The 23,492-nt window shown below is 72.9% G+C and carries 15 protein-coding genes; 11 read left to right on the top strand and 4 right to left on the bottom strand.

Translation table 11 applies throughout. From position 1 onward, the window contains the following. Positions 1-9 precede the first annotated feature (9 nt). On the top strand, positions 10-231 hold the full coding sequence (locus NQZ70_RS13140; protein WP_237245276.1) for a hypothetical protein: 222 nt from the start codon (positions 10-12) through the stop codon (positions 229-231). A gap of 105 nt (positions 232-336) precedes the next feature. Beyond that, complete coding sequence (locus NQZ70_RS13145) at positions 337-1,308, top strand: glycoside hydrolase family 43 protein (protein ID WP_129581321.1); 972 nt, start codon at positions 337-339, stop codon at positions 1,306-1,308. On the opposite strand, the gene NQZ70_RS13150 is transcribed toward NQZ70_RS13145, so the two are convergent. Beyond that, complete coding sequence (locus NQZ70_RS13150) at positions 1,309-4,587, bottom strand: DNA methyltransferase (protein ID WP_129574526.1); 3,279 nt, start codon at positions 4,585-4,587, stop codon at positions 1,309-1,311. It lies immediately after the preceding gene. Positions 4,588-5,154: 567 nt separating this feature from the next. Here NQZ70_RS13150 and NQZ70_RS13155 point away from each other — a divergent pair. The 8 genes from NQZ70_RS13155 (at position 5,155) to NQZ70_RS13190 (ending at position 14,642) form a co-directional block, all read left to right on the top strand. Further along, positions 5,155-5,523 carry a PleD family two-component system response regulator gene (locus NQZ70_RS13155; protein ID WP_129574527.1) on the top strand — a complete coding sequence of 123 codons (369 nt, stop codon included), beginning with the start codon at positions 5,155-5,157 and terminating at the stop codon, positions 5,521-5,523. A 178-nt stretch (positions 5,524-5,701) separates the two neighbouring features. After that, the gene (locus tag NQZ70_RS13160) at positions 5,702-6,133 is read left to right on the top strand and encodes a chemotaxis protein CheD (RefSeq protein ID WP_237245277.1); all 432 of its coding nucleotides are present in this window, start codon (positions 5,702-5,704) and stop codon (positions 6,131-6,133) included. A 23-nt stretch (positions 6,134-6,156) separates the two neighbouring features. Further along, positions 6,157-7,845 carry a chemotaxis protein CheA gene (locus NQZ70_RS13165; RefSeq protein WP_129574528.1) on the top strand — a complete coding sequence of 563 codons (1,689 nt, stop codon included), beginning with the start codon at positions 6,157-6,159 and terminating at the stop codon, positions 7,843-7,845. 55 nt (positions 7,846-7,900) lie between these two features. After that, positions 7,901-8,455 (top strand): chemotaxis protein CheW, encoded by a 555-nt coding sequence (locus tag NQZ70_RS13170; protein ID WP_129574529.1) that lies wholly within the window; start codon positions 7,901-7,903, stop codon positions 8,453-8,455. Next, on the top strand, positions 8,452-9,447 hold the full coding sequence (locus tag NQZ70_RS13175; RefSeq protein WP_129574530.1) for a protein-glutamate O-methyltransferase CheR: 996 nt from the start codon (positions 8,452-8,454) through the stop codon (positions 9,445-9,447). The genes NQZ70_RS13170 and NQZ70_RS13175 overlap by 4 nt, the downstream gene beginning before the upstream one ends. Further along, positions 9,426-11,105, top strand: a complete 1,680-nt coding sequence (locus NQZ70_RS13180; protein ID WP_129574531.1) for a CHASE3 domain-containing protein — start codon at positions 9,426-9,428, stop codon at positions 11,103-11,105. The genes NQZ70_RS13175 and NQZ70_RS13180 overlap by 22 nt, the downstream gene beginning before the upstream one ends. A 30-nt stretch (positions 11,106-11,135) precedes the next feature. Beyond that, on the top strand, positions 11,136-12,293 hold the full coding sequence (locus NQZ70_RS13185; protein WP_237245278.1) for a CehA/McbA family metallohydrolase: 1,158 nt from the start codon (positions 11,136-11,138) through the stop codon (positions 12,291-12,293). Between the two features lie 270 nt (positions 12,294-12,563). Then, positions 12,564-14,642, top strand: a complete 2,079-nt coding sequence (locus tag NQZ70_RS13190) for a sulfatase-like hydrolase/transferase (protein WP_129574532.1) — start codon at positions 12,564-12,566, stop codon at positions 14,640-14,642. 173 nt (positions 14,643-14,815) lie between these two features. On the opposite strand, the gene NQZ70_RS13195 is transcribed toward NQZ70_RS13190, so the two are convergent. Both NQZ70_RS13195 and NQZ70_RS13200 read right to left on the bottom strand, forming a co-directional pair. Further along, entirely contained in the window at positions 14,816-15,751 is a 936-nt protein-coding gene (locus NQZ70_RS13195; protein WP_129574533.1) for an NAD(P)-dependent alcohol dehydrogenase, read from the bottom strand. 34 nt (positions 15,752-15,785) lie between these two features. Next, on the bottom strand, positions 15,786-18,527 hold the full coding sequence (locus tag NQZ70_RS13200; RefSeq protein WP_237245279.1) for an MXAN_6577-like cysteine-rich protein: 2,742 nt from the start codon (positions 18,525-18,527) through the stop codon (positions 15,786-15,788). A 483-nt stretch (positions 18,528-19,010) separates the two neighbouring features. Between NQZ70_RS13200 and NQZ70_RS13205 the strand changes: the two genes are divergently transcribed. Further along, positions 19,011-21,542, top strand: coding sequence for a U32 family peptidase (locus tag NQZ70_RS13205; RefSeq protein ID WP_129574535.1), 2,532 nt, complete (start codon positions 19,011-19,013; stop codon positions 21,540-21,542). A 195-nt stretch (positions 21,543-21,737) separates the two neighbouring features. Here NQZ70_RS13205 and NQZ70_RS13210 read toward each other — a convergent pair whose 3' ends face one another. Continuing rightward, on the bottom strand, positions 21,738-22,751 hold the full coding sequence (locus tag NQZ70_RS13210) for an alpha/beta hydrolase (RefSeq protein ID WP_237245280.1): 1,014 nt from the start codon (positions 22,749-22,751) through the stop codon (positions 21,738-21,740). Positions 22,752-23,492: the final 741 nt, after the last annotated feature.

Genomic DNA, 23,492 nt, shown 5'->3' on the forward strand with positions numbered 1-23,492 from the left:
CGCGCGCGCGTGGGCCGGGCGCTCGACGCGCTGGGCGGGCGCGCGCCTATCGCGGAGCAGCACACCCCGGTCACGCTCATCGGCCGCGCGGCCGAGGGGCGCTGGACGCGCGTCGACGGTATCGCGCCGCCCGCGCGCCTCGCCGAGGAGGTCCGGGCCTACCTGTCGCGAGGCCTGGCGGCGCCGGGCGCGGGCGGGCGCCGGGTCGATGATCCCTGGCGGAATTTTTGACGCGATGGTAGAGGCCGAGCGATGTCGCTCGACGCCGCGCCGCTGATCTCGTCCTCGGAGGACGACGCGCGGTTGCGGGCCGAGCTGACACCCCCACGGAGCAGCATGTCGCGAGCGAAGCCTCTAGTCTCCCACATCTACACCGCGGACCCGCGCGCCCACGTCTTCGAGGGCCGCGTGTACATCTACCCGTCGCACGACGTCGAGAGCGGCATCCCCGAGAACGACAACGGGGATCACTTCGATATGCGGGACTACCACGTCCTCTCCATGGCGAGCATCCCCGGCGAGGTGACGGACCACGGGGTGGCGCTCGACATCAAGGACATTCCCTGGGCGGGGGGACAGCTGTGGTCCGGCGACGCGGCGTACAAGGACGGCACTTACTATCTGTACTTCCCGGTCAAGGACCGGAGCGGCGTCTTCCGCATCGGGGTGGCCACCAGCGAGCGGCCGGGGGGGCCGTTCAAGCCGGAGCCTGAGCCCATGAGGGGCAGCTACAGCATCGACTGCTCCACGTTCCAGGACGACGACGGCGCGCACTACATGTACTTCGGCGGCATCTGGGGCGGGCAGCTGCAACGCTGGCAGAGCGGGAAGTACGACCCGACCGTGCCGCCCGAGCCCACGGAGGCGAAGCCCGCCATCGGCCCGCGCGTGGCGCGCCTCGGCGACGACATGCTCCAGTACGGCGAGACGCCGCGCGAGATCCGCATCCTGGACAAGAAGGGCGAGCCCCTCCTGCAAACGGACCACGCGCGCCGCTTCTTCGAGGCGCCGTGGGTGCACAAGCACGCCGGCAAATACTATCTGTCGTACTCCACCGGCGACACGCACCTCCTCGTGTACGCCACGGGCGACAACCCGTACGGCCCCTTCACCTACCAGGGCGTCGTGCTCACCCCCGTGCTGGGGTGGACGACGCACCACTCCATCGTGAATTTCGGCGGCAAGTGGTGGCTCTTCTATCACGACTGCGAGCTCTCCGGCGGCAAGACGAACCTGCGCAACCTGAAGGTCGCGGAGCTCACCCATCGGCCGGACGGCTCGATCGTGACGATCGACGGCCGCGTGTAACTACCCGCCATCGGGGGCCTTCTGCCCCGCCGCCCGCGGCCGCTTGCCGGGCCCCGGGCCGCGCCGCTCGGCCTCTCCGCGCCGCCGCTCCTCCTCGTCGGCCCGCGCCTCGTTCAGCGCGAAGAGCCGGTCGATCACCCGATCTTCGAAGGCGCCCGCCGCGCTCCGCTCGCCGGGCGTGACCGGCGCGGCGTACGGCGGGACCTCGATGTCGTCGAATCCGTACGCGGCGAGCACGGCGCGGTCCATCTCCTCGTGGAGCCGGCGGAGCTCGACGACGCCCGGCCGCGCGCAGGCAGGGTCCTTGAGGAGGTTGTACATCGCCGTCAGGCCCTCTCCCAGCTCGACCATCAGCCGGGCGCGCGCCGCGTAAAGGCGCTCGCCGGCGGCCTCGAGGGGCCCGCCCGCCGCGAGGTGCTCCGGGCGAGGGAAGGGGAACGTCTCCACGCAGTCCGACGGCGCGTACCGCAGGCCCTCTCCCATCGTCGAGGAGAGCAGGCGCGCCCACGACTCGTGCGCTCGCGACTGGAGGACCGCGAAGCGCGCGTGGTCGTCGATGGGGAACACGCACAGCTGGTCCGAGAACGTCCGCCCCGCTGGCTGGAACGCGAAGCACAGGTGCTTCGTCACCCGCGCCGCGACGAGGCACCGCGCGAGCGGCGCGACCCTGCGCCGGAGCTCCGGCCGCGGGTTGGCGAACTGCCACCATCGCGCCCGGTGGCCCGCGTCGATCCCGGTGAGCTTCAGGCGATCCCGCGCCGGCTTGACCCGACTCCGCACGATCGACAGGAGCGCCGGCCACCGCGCCGCGTCCTCGAGCCCGCGCTCGCCGAAGTCGATGACGTGGCGGTGCGGGCTGTGCGAAGGCGACGAGTTGACCTCCTCGCCGCCGAGGAAGGGGCGGAGCACCTCGCCGGCCGCCGGGTCGCCCGCGGAGAGCGACCGCGCCTCGCCGTCGGTGAGGACGAAGCCGTCGCCGCGGAGGAAGCAGCCGATGAAGCAGAGATCCCGGCTGGCCTGGAGCGGCCTCGGATCGGGCCGCTCGGGCATCGCGCGAAGGTGGGAGTTGATGTGGCGGACAGGGACGCCGTCGAGCCGGGGCGGCGGCACCCCGTCGGCCGGCGACATGCCCACGGCGAGGTGGACGACGGCGACGTGGACGGCCGCGTCCCCGGGCCACGGGACGCTGCGCACCGCGTGGTAGATGACCGCCCGCCCCGCCTCGACGAGCGGCTTCAGGCCGGATCGCCGGGTGTCGCCCTGGGCGATCGTGTTCGTGGCGATGAGCCCCACCGTGCCGCGGCCCCCGAGCAGCGCGGCCGCGCGGCGGAAGAAGTGGGCGGCGAGATCGGTGTTCTTCGTGGCGCCGTGCAGCTGCTCGAGCCACGCGGCGTAGACGTCCCCGTGATCCGTCGAGATCCGCTTTCCCCCGAGGAACGGCGGGTTCCCCACGAACGCGTCGAGCCGGGCCGGCCCCGGCGCGCGATCGCCGCCCGGCGGCCCGCCCGGGCGCGCCTCCTGGAACACCTCCGGGAACTCCAGCGGCCAGTGGAACGCCGGCAGCGGCGGCGTCCCGCCCGGCGCGCCCTCCCGGAGCGCCCGCTGCATGGCGAGGAGCTCCTCCGGGGGCGGCCCCCCGCCGCGCAGCCACGCGATCGCGAGCCGCGCCCGCCGGTCGCGCTCCCTCAGGCGGTCCCGGTCCTTCTCGTGCGCGAAGAACGCCCCCACCACGAGGTCGCCGAGGAGCCGCGCCCGGCCGATCGCCTCGTCCGCCTCCCGCGCGAGCCGCTCCCGCCCGCCCGCGGCGCCGCCGTCCCCGCCCGCCGGCGCCGCGGCGAGCGCTCGCCGCAGCGCGAGCGCCCGCGCCAGCGCGGCGTCGATCGCGTCGCAGAGCGGCGGCGCCGGCGCGGCGGGCTTCCAGTGGAAGCCGCGCAGCTGGTCGAGATCGAGCCCGACCAGCGAGTCGCCGTGCCGGAGGGCGTGATCGACGAACGTGAACGGCTCGTCCCGCGCGCGCGTCACGAGCCAGAGCGACAGCCTCGCGAGGCCCACGGCGAAGGGGTTCTTGTCGGCGCCGTACAGGCAGCGCCGCGCCACGCGCCGCCGCGCCTCGCCCACGGCGTCCTCGCGCCCCCGGGCGAGCCGCTCCGCCGCGGCCGCGTCGCCGGCCGCCGCCTCGCGGGCCCAGGCGGCCACCACCTGGTCGGCCAGGTACCGGCACGCCTCCAGGAGAAAGGCGCCCGACCCCATCGCCGGGTCGCAGATCGCGAGCCCGAGGAGCCGCGCCGACGGCGGCTCCTCGCCCAGCTGCCGGAGCAGGGGCTCGAGCGTCCGGGCGACGATGGGCGCGGACAGGCTCCTCGGGGTGTAATGGGAGCTCGTCCGCCGCCGCTCGGCGCCCGGCTGGAGGAAGAGCCGCCCCGCCGCGAGCACCTCGGTGTCCCTGGCGCGCAGCGGCCCGAGCGCCGCGAGGAGCTCGGCCTCCGTCCTGGCGGCGGCGAGCGCCTCGCCGAACCGCTTCGCCTCGCGCCGCGAGAGCCCCGCCCGCTCGGCGAGCCACGCCGCCCGCCGCGCCCTCGGCTGCGCGAGCGCGTCGGCCGCGCCCACCCAGACCCGCTCGGGCCGGAGGCACACCGTCGGCCCGGCGGCGCGCTCGACCCGATAGCCCATGAGCGCCTCGTAGAGGCCGCCGAGCTGCTCGACGTCGAGCGCCCGGTACGACAGCGGCCGCCCGTCCAGGACGAGGAGCCGCTCGAGCACCGCGTGCACCGCGGCGTCGTCCAAAGGCGGCGCGCCGGCCCCCGCCCGCTCCAGGAACGGGTAACGCTCGGGGTCGAAGAGCTGGCCGCGCCGCGCCGGCAGGGTCAGCTCGGGGCGGCTGAGCCCGTCAAAGACGGCGCGGAACAGCGCGACGAGCCGCGCCCACGCGCCGGAGCGCCGCCGCATCGCGGCCGGGCGCGCGGCGTGCTCCGCGGCGAGCTCCCGGAACAGCGAGTGCACGCCGAGGTGCGCCGCGTAGCGCGGGTCATCGACCGGCAGGAGCCCGCGCGCCTCGGCGTGGAGCAGGAACACGAGCCGGAGGAGCGCGGTGAGGAGCCCACCGTAGAGGTGCTCCGGGCCGCGGGCGAGGGCGCCCGCGAGCGCGTCGGACCCGTCGCGCTCGGCCGCCTCCTCGAAGCCGCGGAGCAGGACGCCGAGCGCGCCGAAGGCCCGATCCGCGAGCGCGCCCGCGACGTCTGCCTGCTGCGCCCTGCTGTCCCCGTGGGCGGGCTGATCCATGCCGAGCGCCGGGAGTGTACGCGAGCGCTCGGCGATCCGCTGCAGGTTCTGCCGGACGAGCCGCGCAACCCGCGCGGCGCGGCCGAAAGCGGACGGCGTCCGGCGCTGGTCAGCCTCGAGGTCGCATCTCCCCGGCAGCGTGAAGCAGCCCCCTCGATCGGTGCGTGCGTTCGGGGCACCACCCTTGGGAACATTGTCTACAGGGGAGGACGATCTGCGGAGTGACCGCACTCCCCGGGGCGCATCGAGCCATCGCCGCAGGAGGCGCGACCATCCCAGCGTCAGCGCCTGCCCGCCTGCGAGCCGCCGGAGTCGTGCCCTCTCGACCTCACCGACGCTCCGGGTGCGCCGGCAAACGGCCGTGTCCGACAGGGAGCGGTGCCGAGGGAGAGGAAGTGTGTACGTGCCGCAAATTTCTACGTGAGGTTTCGCGCACTCCCGTGGTAAGGTGATTTGGCCCAGGAGGAAACGCCCTGTACGTAGGTGGACGAGGAGGGCGTCTAGCCTGCCACGGGTGAGGGTACGGTCGCGGCCGTGTTCGCTGCGTCGGGTGGAGGGGGTGAAACGGTGTCGCGGAAGAAGATTCTGCTGGTCGACGATTCTCAAACCATCCTGCGCATCGAGCAGATGGCGCTGCGCGAGCACTACGACATCATCACGGCGAACGACGGCGGTCAGGGGGTCGCCGTGGCCATGGAGCAGCGACCCGATCTCATTCTCCTCGACGTCGTCATGCCGCACATGAACGGATTCGACGCCTGCCGGCGGCTGCGAGAGGATGAGGCGACGCGCAGCACGCCGATCCTGCTCGTCACCAGTCGGAGCGACGTCGCGCACATGGAACAGGGGTTCCTGTGCGGCTGCTCCGATTTCGTCACGAAGCCCATCGACACCATGGAGCTGCTGGAAAAGGTAAGGAACTGCCTTGGCGACTGACACAGCGGCCAGGGCATCCGAGGACGGACATCGCGCGCCTCTCAGCGGCGATCGAGCCGGGCCTGCGCACGACGATGGTGGTGGAGAGGACAGGGCCAGGCCGTCCGACCCCACGCCACGGTCCTTATCTGTCGGACCGCCCAGCTGGCGCTCGCTGCCGACCAGGTCGCTCCACGTCATGCCGGGCCAGCTGTTCGCCTCGTCCGAGCCGACCTCGGTGACCACCATCGTTGGATCATGTGTGGCGATCTGCCTCTGGGACGCCACCACCGGCGTCGGCGGGATGAACCATTACGTGCTTCCGGAATGTCCGAGTCCGGCGGTGGCCTCGGTCCGCTTCGCCGATATCGCATGCCAGCATCTGCTCGAGCAGCTCATGGAGCTCGGGGCCACCAGCCGCGCGCTGCAAGCGCGCGTCGTCGGGGGCGCCTGCCTCATCTCCGCGTTCCGGGAGCGCGGCACCCACCTCGGCGCCCAGAACGTCGATGCCGGGCTCGCGTTCCTACGCGCGGAGGGGATACGCATCGCCCAGCTGGACACCGGCGGCAACCGAGGGCGCAAGATCGTCTTCCGGACCCACGACGGCGCCATCTCCATCCAGCCTCTGTGAGCCGCATGGCCCCTGTGAGCCGCATGGATAGCGAGCGCGACGAGCTGCTCCACACGTTCGTGGCAGAGGCGCACGAGATCCTCGACGAGATCGAGCGCGCGCTGCTGCAGCTCGAGACCGGACGCGACGTCTACGACGTGCTCCAGCGCGTCTTCCGCGCCACCCATACGCTCAAGGGGAGCGCCGGCTCGGTGGGCCTCGGCGGCCTCAGCGATCTCGGGCACGCCGCGGAGGACGTCATCGAGGCGCTCTGCCGCGGAGATCTCCCTCTCACGACGCCTGTGGTCTCGCTGCTGCTCGAGACGGTGGACGCCGCCCGCCGGCTCGTCGCCGAGGTCGAGCGGGGGCAGGTCGAGCGCAGCACCTCTCACCAGGAGGTCATCGCGCGCCTCCAGGAGGCGCGGCGCGGAGGGCCAGCAGAGCCGCAGGGCGCGTGGGCGACGAGCGCGCGCCGCGCGACCGAGGACGACGCGGAGGGAGCGACCAGCATCAAGAGCATCCGTGTCGCCGTCGAGAAGCTGGATCGGATGGCGGATCTCATCGGAGAGCTCACCCTCGGCCGGAACAGGATCGTGCGGACGCTCCGCGCGGTGCGCGGGGAGGCCGGCGCTGCGCTGCGCGACGAGATGGAGGAGCAAGATCGGCTCTGCAGGGAGCTGGAGGAGGCGGTGCGCGCCGCGCGCATGGTGCCGGTCGGCCCCTGGTTCCGGCACTACGAGCGCACGGTGCGCGACCTCGCCCACGCGCACGGCAGGCTGGCGCGCCTCGTCGTCGTGCACGGCGACGTCGAGGTGGACACGGCCGTGGTCGAGCGGTTCCGGGACGCCCTCACGCACCTCCTGCGCAATGCCATCTGCCACGGCATCGAGGCGCCCGAGGCGCGGCGCGCCGCGGGCAAGGACCCCTGCGGCACGATCACCCTGCACGCCGCGCACGAGCGGGGCGGCATCGCGCTCCGGATCTCCGACGACGGCGCCGGCATGCGCCGCGAGCGCATCGCCGCCCGGGTCCGGGCGATGGGGAGGCACCCCGCGCCCGACGCGCTCCCCGATCATGAGCTCTTCGGCCTCGTGTTCGAGCCCGGGTTCTCCACGGCGACGGAGTCGTCCCACCTCGCGGGGCGCGGCATGGGCATGGACGTCGTGCGGCGCCGCGTGGAGTCGATCCAGGGCACGATCCGGATCGAGAGCCGCGAAGGGCACGGCACGTCGCTGCTGATCCAGCTCCCGCTCACCCTGGCCACCATCGAAGGGCTCTCGGTCGGGATCGGCGACGAGCGGTACGTGATCCCGCTCCGCGCGGTGCTCGCCTGCTGCGATCTGCCCCGCGGCTCGCTCGCGCACGGCGGCGTCCAGGGGCTCATGGTCCGGCGTGGGCGCGCGCTGCCGTGCGTCCGCCTCCGGGCGCTCTTCGGGCTCGGCGGATCTCCCCCGCCCGACGAGCGCGTCGTCATCGTCGCGCTCGACGGCTTCGAGGCTGGCCTCGTGGTCGACTCCCTCGACGGCGAGGGGCGCACGGTGGTCAAGCCGCTCGGCCAGCTCTTTCGCCGCGTTCCGGGCATCTCCGGCTCGACCATCCTCGGCGACGGCAGCGTGGCGATGATCCTCGACGTCGACGCGCTGCTCGGCGGCGTCGTCAGGGACGCGGTCCCGGCCGACGCCCTCGACGAGCGCAGGTCAGCGCCATCGGCCGCCGGAGGCAGCCCGGGATGAGCCGGCGCCCCGGCGCGCAGCGCGCGCGTTCCCCATCTCTCTCCATGGAGGCGTCATGATCTCGGACGCGTCGAGCCCCGTGTCGCAATACATCTCCTTCATCATCGCGGGGGACGAGTACGCGGTGAACATCCTCCGGGCGCGGGAGATCGTCGAGCGCAGCGTCACGTCGCGGGTCCCGATGATGCCGGCGTGCATCGTCGGCGTCATGAACCTCCGGGGCCGCGTCGTGCCGGTCGTGGATCTCGCGGTGAAGCTCGGGCTGCCGCCGACGAGGGTGAGCCGGTGGACCTGCGTCCTCATCGTCGAGACCGAGCTCGACGGCGAGAACACCCGCCTCGGCCTGCTCATCGACGGCGTGGGCGATGTGCTCACGCTCTCCGAGGACGAGATCGAGCCCGCGCCGGCGTTCGGCATGCAGGTGCGCGCGGAGCAGCTGCTGGGGCTGGCGAAGGTGGGTGAGAAGCTCGTGCTGCTGCTCAACATCGACCGCATCCTCTCGCCGGCGGAGCTCCTGGCCTCGACGACGCTCAGCCCCTCGGCCGCGGGGGCCCCGCCCGCGCTCCCGGGCAGCCACGGCGCGCCGGCCGGTGAAGGGGACACGCGATGATCTCGCTCGCCGAGCTGAGCCCGCGCACCCTCAGCGACGAGGAGTTCGCGCTGTTCCAGAAGCTCGTCAAGCGCCTCTCGGGCATCGCGCTGGGCCCGCAGAAGAAGCCGCTCCTGCTCTGCCGCCTCGGGCCCCGGCTCCGCGCGCTCGGGCTCCGCAGCTTCGGCGAGTACTACCGCCGTGTGACCGCGGCGGGCGACGACGGAGAGCTCGTGCACATGCTCGACTGCATCTGCACGAACGAGACGCACTTCTTCCGGGAGCGCGAGCAGTTCGAGCTCCTCGAGCGCGAGATCCTCCCGGCGTGGCACGAGAGCGCGGACCACGGAGCGCCCTCGGGGCGCGGCGGCCGTCCGCTGCGCGCCTGGAGCGCAGCCTGCTCGACCGGGGAAGAGCCCTACTCGATCGCGATGACGCTGCTCGACAGCCTGCCCTCCCCGGATCGCGGCGCCGCGGCGGGAGAGGCGCCGCCATGGGCAGGCGCCGCGTCGGCGAGCGCTCCGGGGATCTGCATCCTCGCGACCGACCTGTCCGTCCGCGCGCTCGATCAGGCGCAACGCGCGGTGTGGCCGCTCGAGCGGGCCTCCGAGATCCCGGAGGAGCGCCTGCGCACGTATATGCTCCGCGGGACGGGCGCGAGCGCGGGCCTCATGAAGGCCCGGCCGGAGCTGCGCAGGCTCATCACCTTCCGTCGTTTCAACCTGCTCGACGCGGCACCCAAGCGATTCGGTCTGTTCGATCTGATCTTCTGCCGGAACGTCCTCATCTACTTCGACGCCGCGACGAAGGCGTCGATCGTGGCGAGGCTCATCGCCAGCCTCGCGCCTGGAGGATACCTGTTTCTCGGACACGCCGAGGGCCTCCACGGGGCGGACCACCGCGTGCGATGCGTCGCGCCATCCGTTTATCGGCTCCAGCCCCCGGCGGGGCTCGACGGGAGCCGCACCACATCTAGCCCGGAGCATGCATCATGCTTGCGCATATCGGAGTAGGCCGGAAGCTCTACCTCGGCTTCGCCGCCATGGTCGTCATCGTCGTCGGACTGGCGGGCATCGCCTACAAGAGGTTCGCGGAGCTCGACGAGGCCCGCTCATGGGACCAGCACACCTACGAGGTGATGCTCGTGGTGAGCGATATGACGGAGTCGCTGCTCGACACCGAGACAGGGGGGCGCGGCTTCATCATCACCGGGGTGGAGTCCTTCCTGGAGCCGTACCGCAGCGGGCGCGACCGGTTCGAGAAGGGCCTGAGCCGTGCCCGGGAGCTCACCAAGGACAATCCGCGCCAGCAGCTGCGCCTCGACAAGGTCGACAAGGAACACGACGAGTGGCTCTCCTCCGTGCTGGAGCCGGCCATCCGGCACCGCCGCAGCGCAGACGAGGCGAAGGTGCCGGCGGATCGCGCCGCCGAGGACGTCAGGCAGGGGCGCGGGAAGGGCCTCATGGACCAGATGCGCGCGACGCTCAAGGAGATCGACGACGAGGAGATCGCCCTCCTCGGCCAGCGGCAGGCGGCGACGAACGCGCTCGTCGCGACGATGTACGTGACGCTGCAGATAGGAGGTCTGCTCGCGCTCGTCGTCGCCGTCGTGCTCGCCATCGTCTTCAGCAGGATGGTCCTGCTGCCGCTCAACCAGGCGGTGTCGCTCCACCAGCGCATCGCCGGCGGCGACTTCACGGGCGACGTCACGGTGAAGAGCTCCGACGAGTTCGGCCAGATGCTCGGCGCCGTGAAGGCCATGTCCGAGCGCCTGGCGGGCCTCATCGGCGAGGTCCGGAGCGGCGCGGTCTCGGTCTCCTCGGTCTCGGTGCAGCTCTCGGCGACAGCGCAGAGCCTGTCGCAGGGCACCAGCGAGCAGGCGGCGTCCGTGGAGGAGACGATGACCAGCCTGCAGCAGCTGAGCGGCACGATCGCGAAGAACGCCGCCAACTGCAAGCAGGTCGAGGAGACGGCGCACCGGAGGACGAGGGACGCGGAGCAGAGCGGTCAGGCGGTCCGGGAGACGGTCGAGGCGATGAAGGCGATCACCCAGCGGATCGTGATCATCGAGGAGATCGCGTACCAGACGAACCTGCTCGCCCTGAACGCCGCGATCGAGGCGGCTCGCGCGGGCGAGCACGGCAAGGGCTTCGCCGTGGTCGCCACGGAGGTGCGGCGGCTCGCCGAGCGAAGCCGGGACGCGGCGAAGGAGATCGGTTCGTTCGCCGCGTCGAGCATCCTGGTCGCGGAGCGCTCGGGACAGCTCATCGCGGAGCTCGTCCCGTCGATCCGGGAGACCGCGGAGCTGGTGCAGGGCGTCGCCGTGGCCTCCAAGGAGCAGTCGAACGGCGTGGGCCAGATCAGCGGGGCGGTGGAGCTGATAGAGCAGGCCACGCAGCGCAACGCGGCGATCGCCGAGGAGCTCGCCAGCACGGCCGCCGAGCTCTCGGCGCAGGCAGAGCAGCTCCAGAACGTGATGGCGTCGTTCCGGCTCTCGCAGGAGGGCGACGGCGACCTGGGCCACAGGCCTGCGGCGCCGGGGCGTCTCCCGGACCGCCACGGCATCAAGGCGCTGTGGAGGCCGCCGCAGAAGGGCCGCCCGAGCGGCGGCGCATCGAGCAACGGGCGCGCCCCGCACGCCTCGGGCGATCACGACTTCGTTCCGTTCTAGCCTGCACGACCCGTGCTACAATGAGGCCCAATGTCGCGCGGCTCCGACCCGACGCCGAGGATGGCCGACGTGGTGGTGAAGCCCGCCATGGCGCAGCGATGCGCGCGATGGGCCGCGGTGGCGACGGTCGCGGCCGCGCTCGCGGCGGTGCTCGGGCGCGCGGGGACGAGCCAGGACGTGGCTCCGACGGGAGCGCTCGACATCTCGCGGGAGCCCTTGCCCTCGCGGTCGCCGCGCTTCGTCGAGCAGCTGGACGTCAGCGTCTTCCAGCGCGGCAACCTCCATGCGCACTCCGCCCGTTCCGACGGTGACAGCCCGGCGCAGCTCGTGTTCGCCTGGTATCGCGACCACGGCTACCAGTTCCTCGCGCTGACGGATCACAACAACTACCTCGACGTGACGCGCCCTCCTGCCTCACAGGTGCAGGATTTCCTGGTCATCCCCGGCGAGGAGGTGACGATGGCCGCCGCGGGGCAGCCGGTGCACGTCAACGCGCTCTGCACGAAGCGGCGGATCGGCGGCGGGACCTTCCGCACCGCGCGGGCCGCGCTCGCCTGGGCGACGTCGGAGATCCTGGCGCAGGGGGGCGTGGCGCTCGTGAATCACCCGAACTTCCACTGGGCCATCGAGGCCGAAGACATCGCGGACGCCGAGGGCGCCCAGCTCGTCGAGATATTCAGCGGTCATCCGCACGTGCGGAGCGACGGCGACGCCACCCACACCTCCGCGGAAGAGAAGTGGGAGCAGGCGCTGTCGTCTGGCCAGCCCATCGCCGCGGTCGCGGTCGACGACATGCACTCGCTCGCCGGCGCGGACAAGCAGGTGCCTCAGGTGGGACCTGGCACCGGGTGGGTCGAGGTGTTCGCCGAGGAGACGTCGCAGGCGGCGATCTGCGCTGCCCTGGGCGCGGGTCGGCTCTACGCCTCGTCGGGGCCCAGGCTCACGCGCCTCGCCGTCACGTCGGACACGTTCACGCTCTGGGTCGAGCCCCCCGACGTGATGGTCGAGTTCATCGATCGGTGGGGCGTGCTGCTCGAGGCCGCGCCGGCGACGGCCGAGGCCGAGATGTCAGGCGCGGCCTACCGCGCGAGCTATCGGCTCCGCGGCCCCGAACAGTACGTGCGCGCGCGCCTGACGGCGCCGGACGGGTCCCGCGCCTGGACGCAGGCTTACTGGGTCGCGCGCTGACCTCGGCGCGCGGCGGCCACAGGGAGCGCGCCGAGCGCCGAACAGCGCAGCGCGGCGCGCGCGACCGCCGGGCGACCGGGCGGCACCGTGCAGAGCAGGGGGAGCGCGCGCCGCCCGAGGAGGCGAAGCCCGCTTGATGAACCCGGCGCCGTTTCCTAGGCTCGCGACGGCGTGCCTCGGACATCACTACACGCCGCCCTGCGCTGGATTCTGCGGCTCGCCCGGCTTCCCGCGCGGCGCGGGCGATCGGGCGACGAGCTCGCGCGGTGCGTGTCCGCGGGCGTCGCGGTCGGGCTCGGCGCCGTGGCGGCCGATACCGCCGTGCGCCACGACATTGCCAGCGTCGCGCTGGCTGGGCACCTCAGGGCCGCCGTGGGCCTCTACGTCGCCGTCGGCGCGGGCCTGGGGCTGGCCGCCTGGGCGCTCGTCACCCTCGTGCGCCTGCTCGCGACGCCGCTCGAGCGGCGGGCGCCGCGGGCCGCCGAGGTCGCGCGGGCGGCGGCCTACGGGTCGATCGCGGTCGCGGCGCTCTCGAGCACCACCTTCTGGGTGTTCTCCGGGCGCCTCGCGCACGCCGGCGCGCTGGGTACCCTCGGCCCCTACCTCGCGCTGACCGCCGTCGGCCTGGCCGCGTCCACGGTCGCGCTCGTCCACAGCCGCGCCCTGCGCGGGGCGGACGCCGGGCGCGCGGGCGGCTCCGGAGTGGCGACGGCGACGGCGGCCGCGCTCGCGATCCTCGGGGGCGCGCTCGTGATCGTGGACCTCACCGTGCTCGTGGCCATCTACAGGCGCGTGCACACGGCCCTCGAGCTTTGCGGGGCGGCGCTGCTCGGGTGCGCCTGCTTCTCCGGGCTGACGCTCGCCGCGCGGCGCGCGCGGGCGCGGGCCGCGATCCGGGCGACCGCCGTGGCCGCCGCGGTGTGGGTGCTCTTCCTCGCGTCGTCGCCCAGGCTGCGAGGCTGGCATCAGGAGGCGCTGGCGCACACGGGCCGAGACCCCGTCTACGTCGGGAGGATGCTGCGCCGCATCGAGCTGGCGCAGGCCATCCTGCGCGGCGAGGATGTCGCCGGGATGCGCGCCAGCCGTGTGGAGGCGCTGCGCGAGCGGTACGACGTCGACCAGCCGACGCGCGACCCCCGCTGGGATGCGGGCTGGAGCGATCGGCCGGGCGCGGGCGCGACCGGCTCGGGGGGGCGCGCGCTCGCGGCCGACTTCAACGTCCTCGTCTTCTACGTGGACAGCCTCCGCGGCGACGTCGCCTACGACGAGGAGGTGATGCCGAACGCCGCCGCGCTGTCGCGCCAGGCGGTCCGATTCGAGCGCGCGTACTCGACGGGCTCCGACACGCTGCGCGCGCTGCCCGGGCTGCTCGGCGGCAGCTACGACGGCCTGGCGCGCAGCCCGGGCAGCCTGCTGGACCTGGCCAAGCGCCTGGAGATCCCCACCACCCTGTTCATCCCCGCCTCGGCGGCCGACTTCATCTCCCTGCTCCTGCCGACGTTCGCGTTCGATGAGACGTATCGCCTGCCCGACCACGCCCGCGGGGGGGTCTGGGGCTACGGCGCCGACCAGCCGACGGCGGGGCCGATGGTGGACCAAGTCCTGTCCTGGCTCGCCCAGCGCGGCTCGCAGCGGTTCTTCGCGTGGCTCTTCAACTTCGATGTCCACAACTGGCACGAGCTCGACGGCACGTACGTCGAGGGCGCCGCCGAGCGCTACCACGTGCCCGCCGAGGGCCGATGGAACTGGCGCTACCGGGTGGTGGCGCGGAGCCTGGACGAGCACCTCGGGCGGCTGCTCCGCGGCCTGGAGGAGCTCGATCTCGCCGACCGCACCCTCGTGCTCTTCGTGTCGGACCACGGCGAGGCGCTCGGTTACCGCGGGTTCTGGCCGCACTCGACCTTCCTGTGGGAGTCGCTCTTGCGGGTGCCGCTGGTCCTGCGCGTCCCGGGCATCCCACCCATGGTCGTCGAGGAGCGCGTCTCGCTCATCGACGTGGCGCCGACCATCGCCCGGCTGCTCACCCCCGATCCGCCCATGAACGGATACCACGGCGAGGATCTGCTCGGTCTCCTCGATCCCGAGCCGCCCCCGCGCCGGCTGCCCTTGCTCGCGACGGCGGTGTCGGACCAGCAGATCGCGCGCGTGGGCATCCTCGATGGGCGCTACAAGCTCGTCTTGCCGTTCGAGTGGGGCGCCCCCGAGCTGTACGATCTGAGCGCGCCGGATCCGGACGAGGTGGACGTCTCCGCGGCTCACCCCCGCGAGGCGCTGCAGCTGATGGGCGCGCTCCTGCGATCCCCGGTGTTCCTGGCCGCAGAGGCCGAGCTGGAGTCGGCGAGGAGGTGAGCGCCGCGGCGCACCGGGAGGCGGCGCCTCCGTCGAAGATCCGCGGGATCTATGCCGACCCCCTGATCGCCAACCGATCGCGCGTGAGAGGATAGCGTTCGAGCGTCCGTGCGGAGCGCGCGCCTCCCAGGCCTGCCGCAGGCGAAAGGGCCGGATGCCCTGCGTAGCCCCGCTCAGTCGTCGTGCGCGACGGTGATGACGACGGCGCCTTTCTTGTGATCTTGCTCGACGTACCGGTGGGCTTCGGCGATCTGATCGAGTGGATAGCGCCGATCGATGACGGGCCGCAGGAACCCGTTGTCGACGAGCTCGCCCAGCTCCTCGAGATCGCGCGCCACGAACTCCGGTGTCCCATCATCGACCGAGATCGAACGGCCACCGGGGGCGAGCGCGTCCTCGCACGCGGAGCGGAGCGGCGAGGTCTTTCGCTTACCGACCGCGTCGAGCACGGCATGGTAGCGAGCTCCTTCGGGAGGTGACGTCTCCGTCGTGTAGTCCATCACGTGCGCCGCGCCGAGAGAGCGGACGAGCTCCGCATTGGCCGCGCCACACACCGCCGTGACTTCGGCCCCCATGTGGCGCGCGAGCTGGACGGCCGAAGTCCCTACGCCGCCCGAAGCCCCGTAGATCACGATAGCGTGGCCCGGCTCGAGCGCCGCGCGGCGGAGGCAGTGGAGCGCCAGCAGGCCGCCGTAGGGAATGGCGGCGGCCTCTTCATCGGCGAGGTTTCGCGGGGAGAGCGCTGCGGCGCTCGACTCGCGGAGACAGGTAAACTGGGCATAGGCACCAAAGCGGAGCCTGGTAAATGCCCAGATTCGGTCGCCGGCACGGAATCGGGTCACGGCCTTCCCGACCTCGGCGACTTCCCCGACGACGATGAGCCCGAGGATGCGACGGCGGGGTCCTCGAAAGCCGAGCGCGACCTTCATCATCCACCGCATGTAGAAGGGTGCCGTGGGAAGGCCGCTGCGAATGAACCAGTCGCTCGAGTTGACAGAGGAGGCGCGGACCTTGACGAGGATCTCGTCGGCTTTTGGAGTGGGCTTCGGGACATCGCCGATGAAGAGGACCTCGGGAGGGCCGTAGCTCGGACAGATCGCGGCCTTCATGCCAACGCAGCCCGGTCGCGCGGCGCAGCGCGGATCAACGGTGGATGTTGAGCTCGAAATGGCCGGACTCCAAGTAGCCGTCGACCACGATGACGACGGTCTGCCCTGCTTCGAGCGACACCGTGAGCTCCGACGCGGCGTCGAACCAGTCGTCGAGCACCACGTCGTCGTTGCAGGCGAGCTCCTCGCCCTCGCAGCTCCCGTCGAAGACGGCGAGGACCGTGTCGAACTCGGAGCCGTAGGTGTCGATCGTGTAGGTCCCCGCCTCCGGCGCGGTGAACGAATAGGCCGCGTCGGGCGCGTCCTCGCCGCCGCAGCTCGACTCCGCGACGTTGCGGCCCTCCGCGGTCGTCCCCGCCGTGCTCAGGGGGACGGAGGGCTCCAGCGCGACGGGCGCCGCGCACGTGCCGGGGGCGTCGAACCGGCTCACGTTGAGCGTGAAGTCGCCGCCCTCACCGCTCGCCTCCACGCTGATCAGGACCGTCTGGCCGGCGTCGAGCCACACGAAAGCGCGCGAGCTCCGCCCGTCGCTCTCGCAGGCGATCTCGTCGCCCCGGCACCCGCCGTCGCGCACGGACAGGACCGTCTCGACCGTGGAGCCGGCGGTGTCGATGTCGTAATATCCGTCCGCTGGCGCGGTGAAGGCGTACGTCGCCTCGCCGCCGGGGCCGGCGCCGCACTCGGGCGTCAGGATATCGGCATAGCCCTCGTTGTTGCCCGTGACCGTCTGAGGGACCGAGTCGCCGAGATCGAAGAGCGGGCAGGGCGGCGCGTCCCGCTGGGTGACGTTCAGCGTGTACTCCCCGCTCGCCTCGTAGCTGTCCACGGACACGACCACCGACTGACCGGCGGTGAGGAGCACGCTCAGCCGCGAGTGGGTGAGGGCCCCCGTGGGATCGGCGTTGTCGTTGCACTTGAGCGAGCGGCCGGAGCACGAGCCGTCCCGCACGTCGAGGATCGTATCGAAGGTCGAGCCCTCCGTGTCGAAGGTGTAGAGAGCGTCGGCCGGGGCGGTGAACAGGTAGGTCGCCTCGGGGCCCCCGAAGTAGCCGCATTCGGGCGCGAGGACATCGCTGAAGTCGGCGGTCGTGCCGGTCACCGTCTGCGGCGTCGAGCCGAGATCGATGATGGGGCACGCGACCTCGGTGATCTCGAGCGCGTAGTCGCCCGCATCTCCATAGCTGTCGAGGATGATGGCCGCGGTGTCGCCGGCCGCGAGCGGGACCGCGGCCCGCGCGGGCTGGAACGTGCCGTCGAGGCACGTGACGACCTCGCCCGCGCACCCGTCGCGGCGCACCTCCAGGAGGACGGGGAAGCTCGAGCCCGTCGCGTCGAACAGGTACAGGCCGTCGCGCGGCGCGGTGAAGCCGAAGGTCGCCTCGCCGCCGCTCGTGGACGAGAAGCACGCCGCGCGCACGTCGGGGAGCTCCTCGTTGTTCCCGGTCACCGTCTGCGGGACCGTCGAGCCGAGATTCACCCCCGGGCACGCCGGGGCCTCGAACACGTCCAGCGTGAACTCGCGCATGGCGGTGACCGGGCTCGCCACGGCGACGAGCACCGTCTGCCCGGCCTCGATCTCCGCGACCGCGGTCGCCTCGCCGAGGCCGAACTTGCAGTCGAGCGAATCGCCGGTGCACGTGCCGCCGGCGAGGACCTCCACGAGCAGCTCGGACACGGCGGAGCGCGCGCTGAAGGCGTACAGGCCCGTCTCGGGGGCCGTGAAGGTGTAGGTGGCGTCCAGGCTCGAGGTGTAGTCGCAGGTGGCGGACACCGAGTCCTCGAGCCCCACCGTCGAGCCCACCACCGTCTGCGGGACGACCGGCTCGAGCGCGGTCGGCGTGCACTGGACCGGCCCCGGCTCGGCCACGCGCAGCGTGAAGTCGCCCTCCGCGCCGCTCACCACCACGAGGATGGGCTCGCCCGCGGAGAGATCGACGGCGATCTGCGACTGGCGGCTCCCCGCGTCGTCGTTGCAGGCCAGCTCGGCGCACGTGTCCGCCCGCAGCGCCCCGAGCGCGGTGTCGTGCGAGGCCTCGAAGGTGTCGAACAGGTAGGTCCCCGCGCGCGGCGCGGTGAACAGGAACGTCTGATCGGCCGCGCCCGACCCCGCGCAGCTCAGCGAGCGGCTGTCGTCGGCGCCGACCGTGGTGCCGCTCACCCGCTGGGGGACTTCGGAGCCGATGTCCCGGGACGCCTCGGCGCTGCACCCGCAGGCGCCGCCCTCGCACGGGCTCCCGGGGTCACAGGCGCGACCGCACTGGCCGCAATGCAGCGGATCCGCGGTGAGGTCGACGCAGGCGCCGGCGCATTCGGTGAGGCCCTCCAGGCAGGTCCGCCGGCACAGGGCGCCGACGCACGCCCGGCCCGGCTCGCAGGCCGAGCCGCATTGGCCGCAATGGCGCGGGTCGGTGCGCGTGTCGACGCATTCCCCGTCGCAGCGCTGCATGGTGCGGTCGCCGCCGCACTCCGGCCCGCTGCCGCCCACGCCCGCGGAGCCGCCGCCCTCGCCGCCGCCGCCCTCGCCGCCCCGGACCTCGCACGCGCCGGCCACGCAGGCCTCATCGGCCGAGCACGCCACGCCGCACGCGCCGCAGTTCGCGCGGTCGGACCGCAGCGCCACGCAGACCCCGTCGCAGGCCGAATAGGGGGGATCGCAGAGCGCCGCCGGCGGGCTCACGTCGCCGGCGCACGCGGAGGTCGCCGCGAGGAGCGCGGCTGGCAGCCAGAGCACGGCCGGCGAGAGCGCGTACCCGAAGCGAAATCCGTCTCTGTTCATCGGCATCCCTCTGCGGCATGCGCCGCCCTGGCGCATGGGCGGGCGGGAAATGCAAGCGCCTCTCCGACGTTCAGCTCCCGAGTTCCGCGCTGGTGGTTGATGGCTGTCGTCGCTCCGCGCATCCGACCCTGCCGCCGGGGCCTCGCCGCGCCGGCCGGCGAGGATCGGATGACATATCGGTCGGGTGGGCTGCTAGCCGATCGTGCCCCACCTCGGGAAGGCAGGTCAAGGCGCTCCGGCGCGCGGAGCCCGCCGGAAAAGGCGCTTTCCTGCTCGCTGCTTCGCCGTCGCCGCGAGCGCAGCGGCGCAGGCGCTCGCGGGGCATCGCGGACACGCGATCGTGCCGCCGACGTCGCGCGGAGGTCGCGGCACGCGCAGCCGGCCGGAGCGCGGCCCGCCGGCGCGCGCCGGCGAGCCGGCTCATCGGGCGGTCGCTCGCGCGAGAGGGGGACAACCGCGCCACCCCTTGCTAGAACGGCGCGGATGATGCGGCCTGCGCGCCCTGAAGTCCTCGCCCCGGCCGGCGATCGCGCCGCCCTGGAAGCCGCCGTGCGCGGCGGGGCCGATGCCGTCTACTTCGGCCTCCGGGGGGGCGCCGCGGGCAGCGGCGCGGCGGCGGCCTCGCCCTTCAACGCCCGCGCCCGCGCCGCGAACTTCGACGCGGCGGAGCTCGCGGAGACGATGCGCTTCCTCCACGCCCACGGCGTGAAGGGCTACGTCACCCTGAACACGCTCGTGTTCGACGACGAGCTCCCGGCGGTCCGCGGCGCGATCGAGGCGTGCGCCGCGGCCGGCGTCGACGCGGTCATCGTGCAGGACCTCGGCGTGATGCGCCTCGTGCGCGCGCTCGCGCCCGGGCTCCCGATGCACGCCTCCACGCAGATGACCTGCACCGACGCGGCCGGCGTCGAGCTCGCGCGATCGCTCGGCGCCGCGCGGGTCATCCTGGCGCGGGAGCTCTCGCTCGACGACATCGCCGCCATCCGCCGGGCGACCGACGTCGAGCTCGAGGTCTTCGTGCACGGGGCGCTCTGCATCGCCTACTCGGGGCAGTGCCTGACGAGCGAGGCCATCGGCGGCCGCAGCGCCAACCGCGGCGCCTGCGCCCAGGCCTGCCGCCTGCCGTACCGCCTCGTCGTCGACGGCGCGCTCCGCGACCTCGGCGACGCGGCCTACCTCCTCTCGCCGGAGGACCTCGACGCCACCGACGTCATCCCGGACCTCGTCGCGCTCGGCGTCGCCTCGGTGAAGATCGAGGGGCGCCTCAAGGGCCCCGAGTACGTGGGCGCCACCGCGCGGCTGTACCGCGCCGCCATCGACGCCGCGCTCGGCGAGGGGGCCGGCCCCGGCGCGCTCGACCGGGAGGCGGCGCTCCAGGCGTTCTCGCGCGGCTCGGGGCCCGGCTTCCTGCGCGGCGTCGACCACCAGCGCCTCGTCGACGGCCGCACCTGCGATCACCGCGGCATCGAGGTCGGCGAGGCGCGCGGCGCCGCGCGCCGGCGCGGCCACGAGGTCGTGGTCGTGCGCGCCGCCCGGCCGCTCGCGCGCGGCGAGGGGATCCTCGTGGAGGGCGGGTTCGCCGGCGAGGGCGAGATCGGCGGCCGCATCTGGGGCCTGTGGGCCGAAGGCCGCGAGGTCGAGCGCGCGCCGGCGGGCGGCGACGTCGAGGTGTGGCTCGGCCCGGACCGGCGCCTGCCCGACGACGTGCTGCGCGGCGCGCGGACGCTGCGCGGGCGCCGGGTCTTCCGCACGAGCGACCCTGCCGGCGCGCGCGCGGTCCGCGAGGCCCTCGAGCGCGCCCCGCGCCGCGTGGCGATCGACGTCCGCCTGGAGGGCCGCCTCGGCGAGCGCCCGCGGCTCTCGGCGGCGGCCGAGGGCGGCGCGTCGGCCGCCGTCGAGGTCGACGCCCCGCTCGGCCGCGCGGATCGGTCGCCGCTCGACGAGGCCACGCTGCGCCGGCAGCTCGATCGGCTGGGCGACACGCCGTTCGTCCTGCGCGGCGTCGCGCTGTCGCTCGACGGGCCGGCGCTCGTGTCGCCGTCGGCGCTGAACCGCGCCCGCCGGGCGCTCGTCGCGGCGCTCCTCGAGGCGTCGCACCGCCCGCACGCGTGCGCTCCGCCGCCGGCCGAGGGGCTGCTCGCCGGCGCCGTCCCCCCGGCGCTCGAGCCGCCGCCGCCCGGCCTGTTCGTGCTGTGCCGCAACGCGCTCCAGGCGCGCGCCGCGCTCGACGCCGGCGCGAGCGGCGTCTACCTCGATTTCCTGGAGATGGTCGGCCTCGGGGCCGCGGCGCGCGAGCTCGTCGCGGCGGGGGCCTGGGTGGCGGTCGCGCCGCCGCGGATCCGCAAGCCGGGCGAGGAGAAGATCGACCGGTACCTCCTCTCGCTCGGGCCGGCGGCGATCCTGGTCCGCAGCCTCGGCGCGCTGCTCGATGTCCCGGCGGGCGTGCCGCGGATCGGCGATTTCTCCCTGAACGTCACGAACAAGCTGGCCGCGCGCGAGGTCCTCTCGCGCGGGCTCGCCGCGTTCACGCCGTCGTTCGACCTCGACGCCGCGCAGCTCGTGGCGCTGCTCGACTCGCCGTTCGCGCCGTTCGCCGAGGTGGTGGTGCACCACCCGATGCCGCTGTTCCACATGGAGCACTGCGTGATCGCGGCCGCGCTCTCGGAGGGGAAGGATCATCGCACCTGCGGCCGGCCGTGCGAGGAGCACGCGCTGTCGCTGCGGGATCGGGCGGGGATGGATCATCCGCTCGAGGCGGACGTGGGGTGTCGGAACACGGTGTTTCACGCGGCGCCCCAGAGCGCGGCGCACCTCGTGCCGAAGCTCGCGAAGGGCGGCGTGCGGCGGTTCCGGATCGAGCTCGTGCGCGAGGACGCGGAGGGGGCGCGGCGGGTGGTGGAGGCGTACCGGCGGCTGCTCGCCGGGGAGGTGGCGCCCGCGGAGGTCGCGCGCGGGCTGCGGGTCGAGGGCAGCTATGGAGTGGTGAGGGGGTCGCTGCGGGTGCTGCAGGCGTGAGCGGGGGAGGGGGTGACTTGAATGGCGCCCCCCCGGGACGCGCGCGGGCAGCGGACGCTTGATGCCCTCGAGGGTCGGCGGAGCCGACGTTGCCAGCGCCAGCGTGAGCGAGGTCGCAGCCCTGATCGAAGGTCGGGCCGGAGCCGGGCCGGGGGCGCGGAGGGGAGCGGGCGCTCCAGCACCTTCAACGCGAGGTCATTCCCAGTTCTTGCGCTGGGGATTCTCCCAAGGCTGCTCGCACAACACGCAATCATCGCCGAAGAAATAGTCTCGCGCGCCCATGTCGTTGTAGATCCAGTAGCGCATCCACGCGACGATCGCGGGCCGCTCTTCGCCGCCGCCGTCGCTCTCGATGTATTGATGAGGCGCGCCCGTCAGCGTTGCCAGGAATGTCGGCACTTCGGACATGTCGTAGGTGGCCTGCTGGAGGGGCATGCCGACAGTATCCCGGGTGCCAGTCGTCTGCAGCATCGTGCCGTGGAGGTCGGCCGAGGCCCTGTGGCCGTGGATCGAGACGACAGTGGCCACCGCCTCGTGACCGCCGAGTTGCACGGCCGAGGTGCCGCCGACCGAGAAGCCCATCGAGACCGCGTGATCGACGTAGAGCTTGCCCTGGTATTTGCCTGGCGCGTCGTTCTGCTCCAGGATCCAGTTGAGACCATCCTCCATCTTCTTGCGATTGCCCTCGTCGCCGGGGCCGCCATTGAGGACGGGGGACCCGACGACCACGAAACCGTGAGAAGCAAAGTTCGTCAGCATGGTCGTGTGCACCGCCACCTGCTGGCCGATGCCGGGGCCGAAAATGATCGGAGCGTGCAAGAAGCCGTCCGTACCCAAGGGTTCGGGCCTAAACACCGTATAGGCTCCGTTCGGCCCCACGTTCCGCTCCACGACTGTATCGAAGGGGCCCTCGTCCGAGTAATCGGCGATCGGCGGCAGGGTGGGACCGCCCATCCCTCCTGCGCCGCCGCCTCCTGCCTCGCCGCTCATCCCTCCTGCGCCGCCGCCCATCCCTCCTGCGCCGCCGCCCATCCCTCCTGCGCCGCCGCTCATCCCTCCTGCGCCGCCGCCACTCCCCGAGCCGTTTCCGCTCCCCGCGCCGCTCCCGGTGGTAACGCCGAGATCGCCGCCCGCGCCGGCCGAACCGGCGCTGCCTTGCTCTGAGCCGCCTTGACCGCTCGCCTGGTCGCCGCACGCCGCGATGGCCATACAAACTGCTATCGCTATCGATGACATCAGCGACAGCGACGCAAGGCGCACACCCGTGAAAGCACTGATGGACTTCATATGGATACATTACCCTCCATGTCCGGCCGTGTCACGTATCGAAAAATTACGGTAGGGGTCCATAAACCCTTCACCACCCCTACCGGGCAGCTCGCGCCGGTCCCGCCGAGCCCGCAGTATCCTCGCCACCTTGCATACCGCGGTCAGCTCGGCTGTTATCGAGCGCAGTACTTGATGGACAGGAGGCCCTCGGCGATCCGGTTCTTTGATGACTCGTTCTTCTGACTCCGGAACTCCGCGCCAGCTTCGAAACTGCTGCCGCAGGAGCGGCGCGCACGAACATGATCCGTGATCTCTTCATCGCCGTCACGCGTACGCCGTCATTCCGGGCAGCCGCCGAGTAGGTTGACCCCGTGGGCGAATGGCCTCATTCGCTCGCGGGGCTGGCGATCGAGCCTAGGTGGTTGCCAGACGTTCCGCACGTGGAGCGTGCCCTGATGTCATCCAAGCCGAACCCAGCTTTTGTGAACGTTCACATGGCGGGCGTCAATCGAAAACTGACGCGCGACGACGGCCGGCGCGCGCGAGGTCCGCGTCGAGCGGGGAACGGAGCTGGTGAGGGAGCTCCGGCCTCGGGCCCTGCACGGAGAAGGCGCCGTGCCACGGGCCCGCGGGCTGCGGGTGCGGTCAGCGGGTCGAGGGCAGCTATGGAGTCGTGCGGGG

This window comes from Sorangium sp. So ce836, assembly GCF_028553905.1.
Taxonomy (GTDB): domain Bacteria; phylum Myxococcota_A; class Polyangia; order Polyangiales; family Polyangiaceae; genus Sorangium; species Sorangium cellulosum_D.

What these genes read in the sequence shown, in the direction of transcription:
- NQZ70_RS13185 (WP_237245278.1), top strand. Translation starts at nt 11,136, where the DNA reads ATGTCGCGCGGCTCCGACCCGACGCCGAGGATGGCCGACGTGGTGGTG.
- NQZ70_RS13145 (WP_129581321.1), top strand. Translation starts at nt 337, where the DNA reads ATGTCGCGAGCGAAGCCTCTAGTCTCCCACATCTACACCGCGGACCCG.
- NQZ70_RS13180 (WP_129574531.1), top strand. Translation starts at nt 9,426, where the DNA reads ATGCTTGCGCATATCGGAGTAGGCCGGAAGCTCTACCTCGGCTTCGCC.
- NQZ70_RS13175 (WP_129574530.1), top strand. Translation starts at nt 8,452, where the DNA reads ATGATCTCGCTCGCCGAGCTGAGCCCGCGCACCCTCAGCGACGAGGAG.
- NQZ70_RS13210 (WP_237245280.1), bottom strand. Translation starts at nt 22,751, where the DNA reads ATGGCCATCGCGGCGTGCGGCGACCAGGCGAGCGGTCAAGGCGGCTCA.
- NQZ70_RS13150 (WP_129574526.1), bottom strand. Translation starts at nt 4,587, where the DNA reads ATGGATCAGCCCGCCCACGGGGACAGCAGGGCGCAGCAGGCAGACGTC.
- NQZ70_RS13200 (WP_237245279.1), bottom strand. Translation starts at nt 18,527, where the DNA reads ATGAACAGAGACGGATTTCGCTTCGGGTACGCGCTCTCGCCGGCCGTG.
- NQZ70_RS13160 (WP_237245277.1), top strand. Translation starts at nt 5,702, where the DNA reads ATGCCGGGCCAGCTGTTCGCCTCGTCCGAGCCGACCTCGGTGACCACC.
- NQZ70_RS13195 (WP_129574533.1), bottom strand. Translation starts at nt 15,751, where the DNA reads ATGAAGGCCGCGATCTGTCCGAGCTACGGCCCTCCCGAGGTCCTCTTC.
- NQZ70_RS13205 (WP_129574535.1), top strand. Translation starts at nt 19,011, where the DNA reads ATGATGCGGCCTGCGCGCCCTGAAGTCCTCGCCCCGGCCGGCGATCGC.
- NQZ70_RS13165 (WP_129574528.1), top strand. Translation starts at nt 6,157, where the DNA reads ATGGATAGCGAGCGCGACGAGCTGCTCCACACGTTCGTGGCAGAGGCG.
- NQZ70_RS13170 (WP_129574529.1), top strand. Translation starts at nt 7,901, where the DNA reads ATGATCTCGGACGCGTCGAGCCCCGTGTCGCAATACATCTCCTTCATC.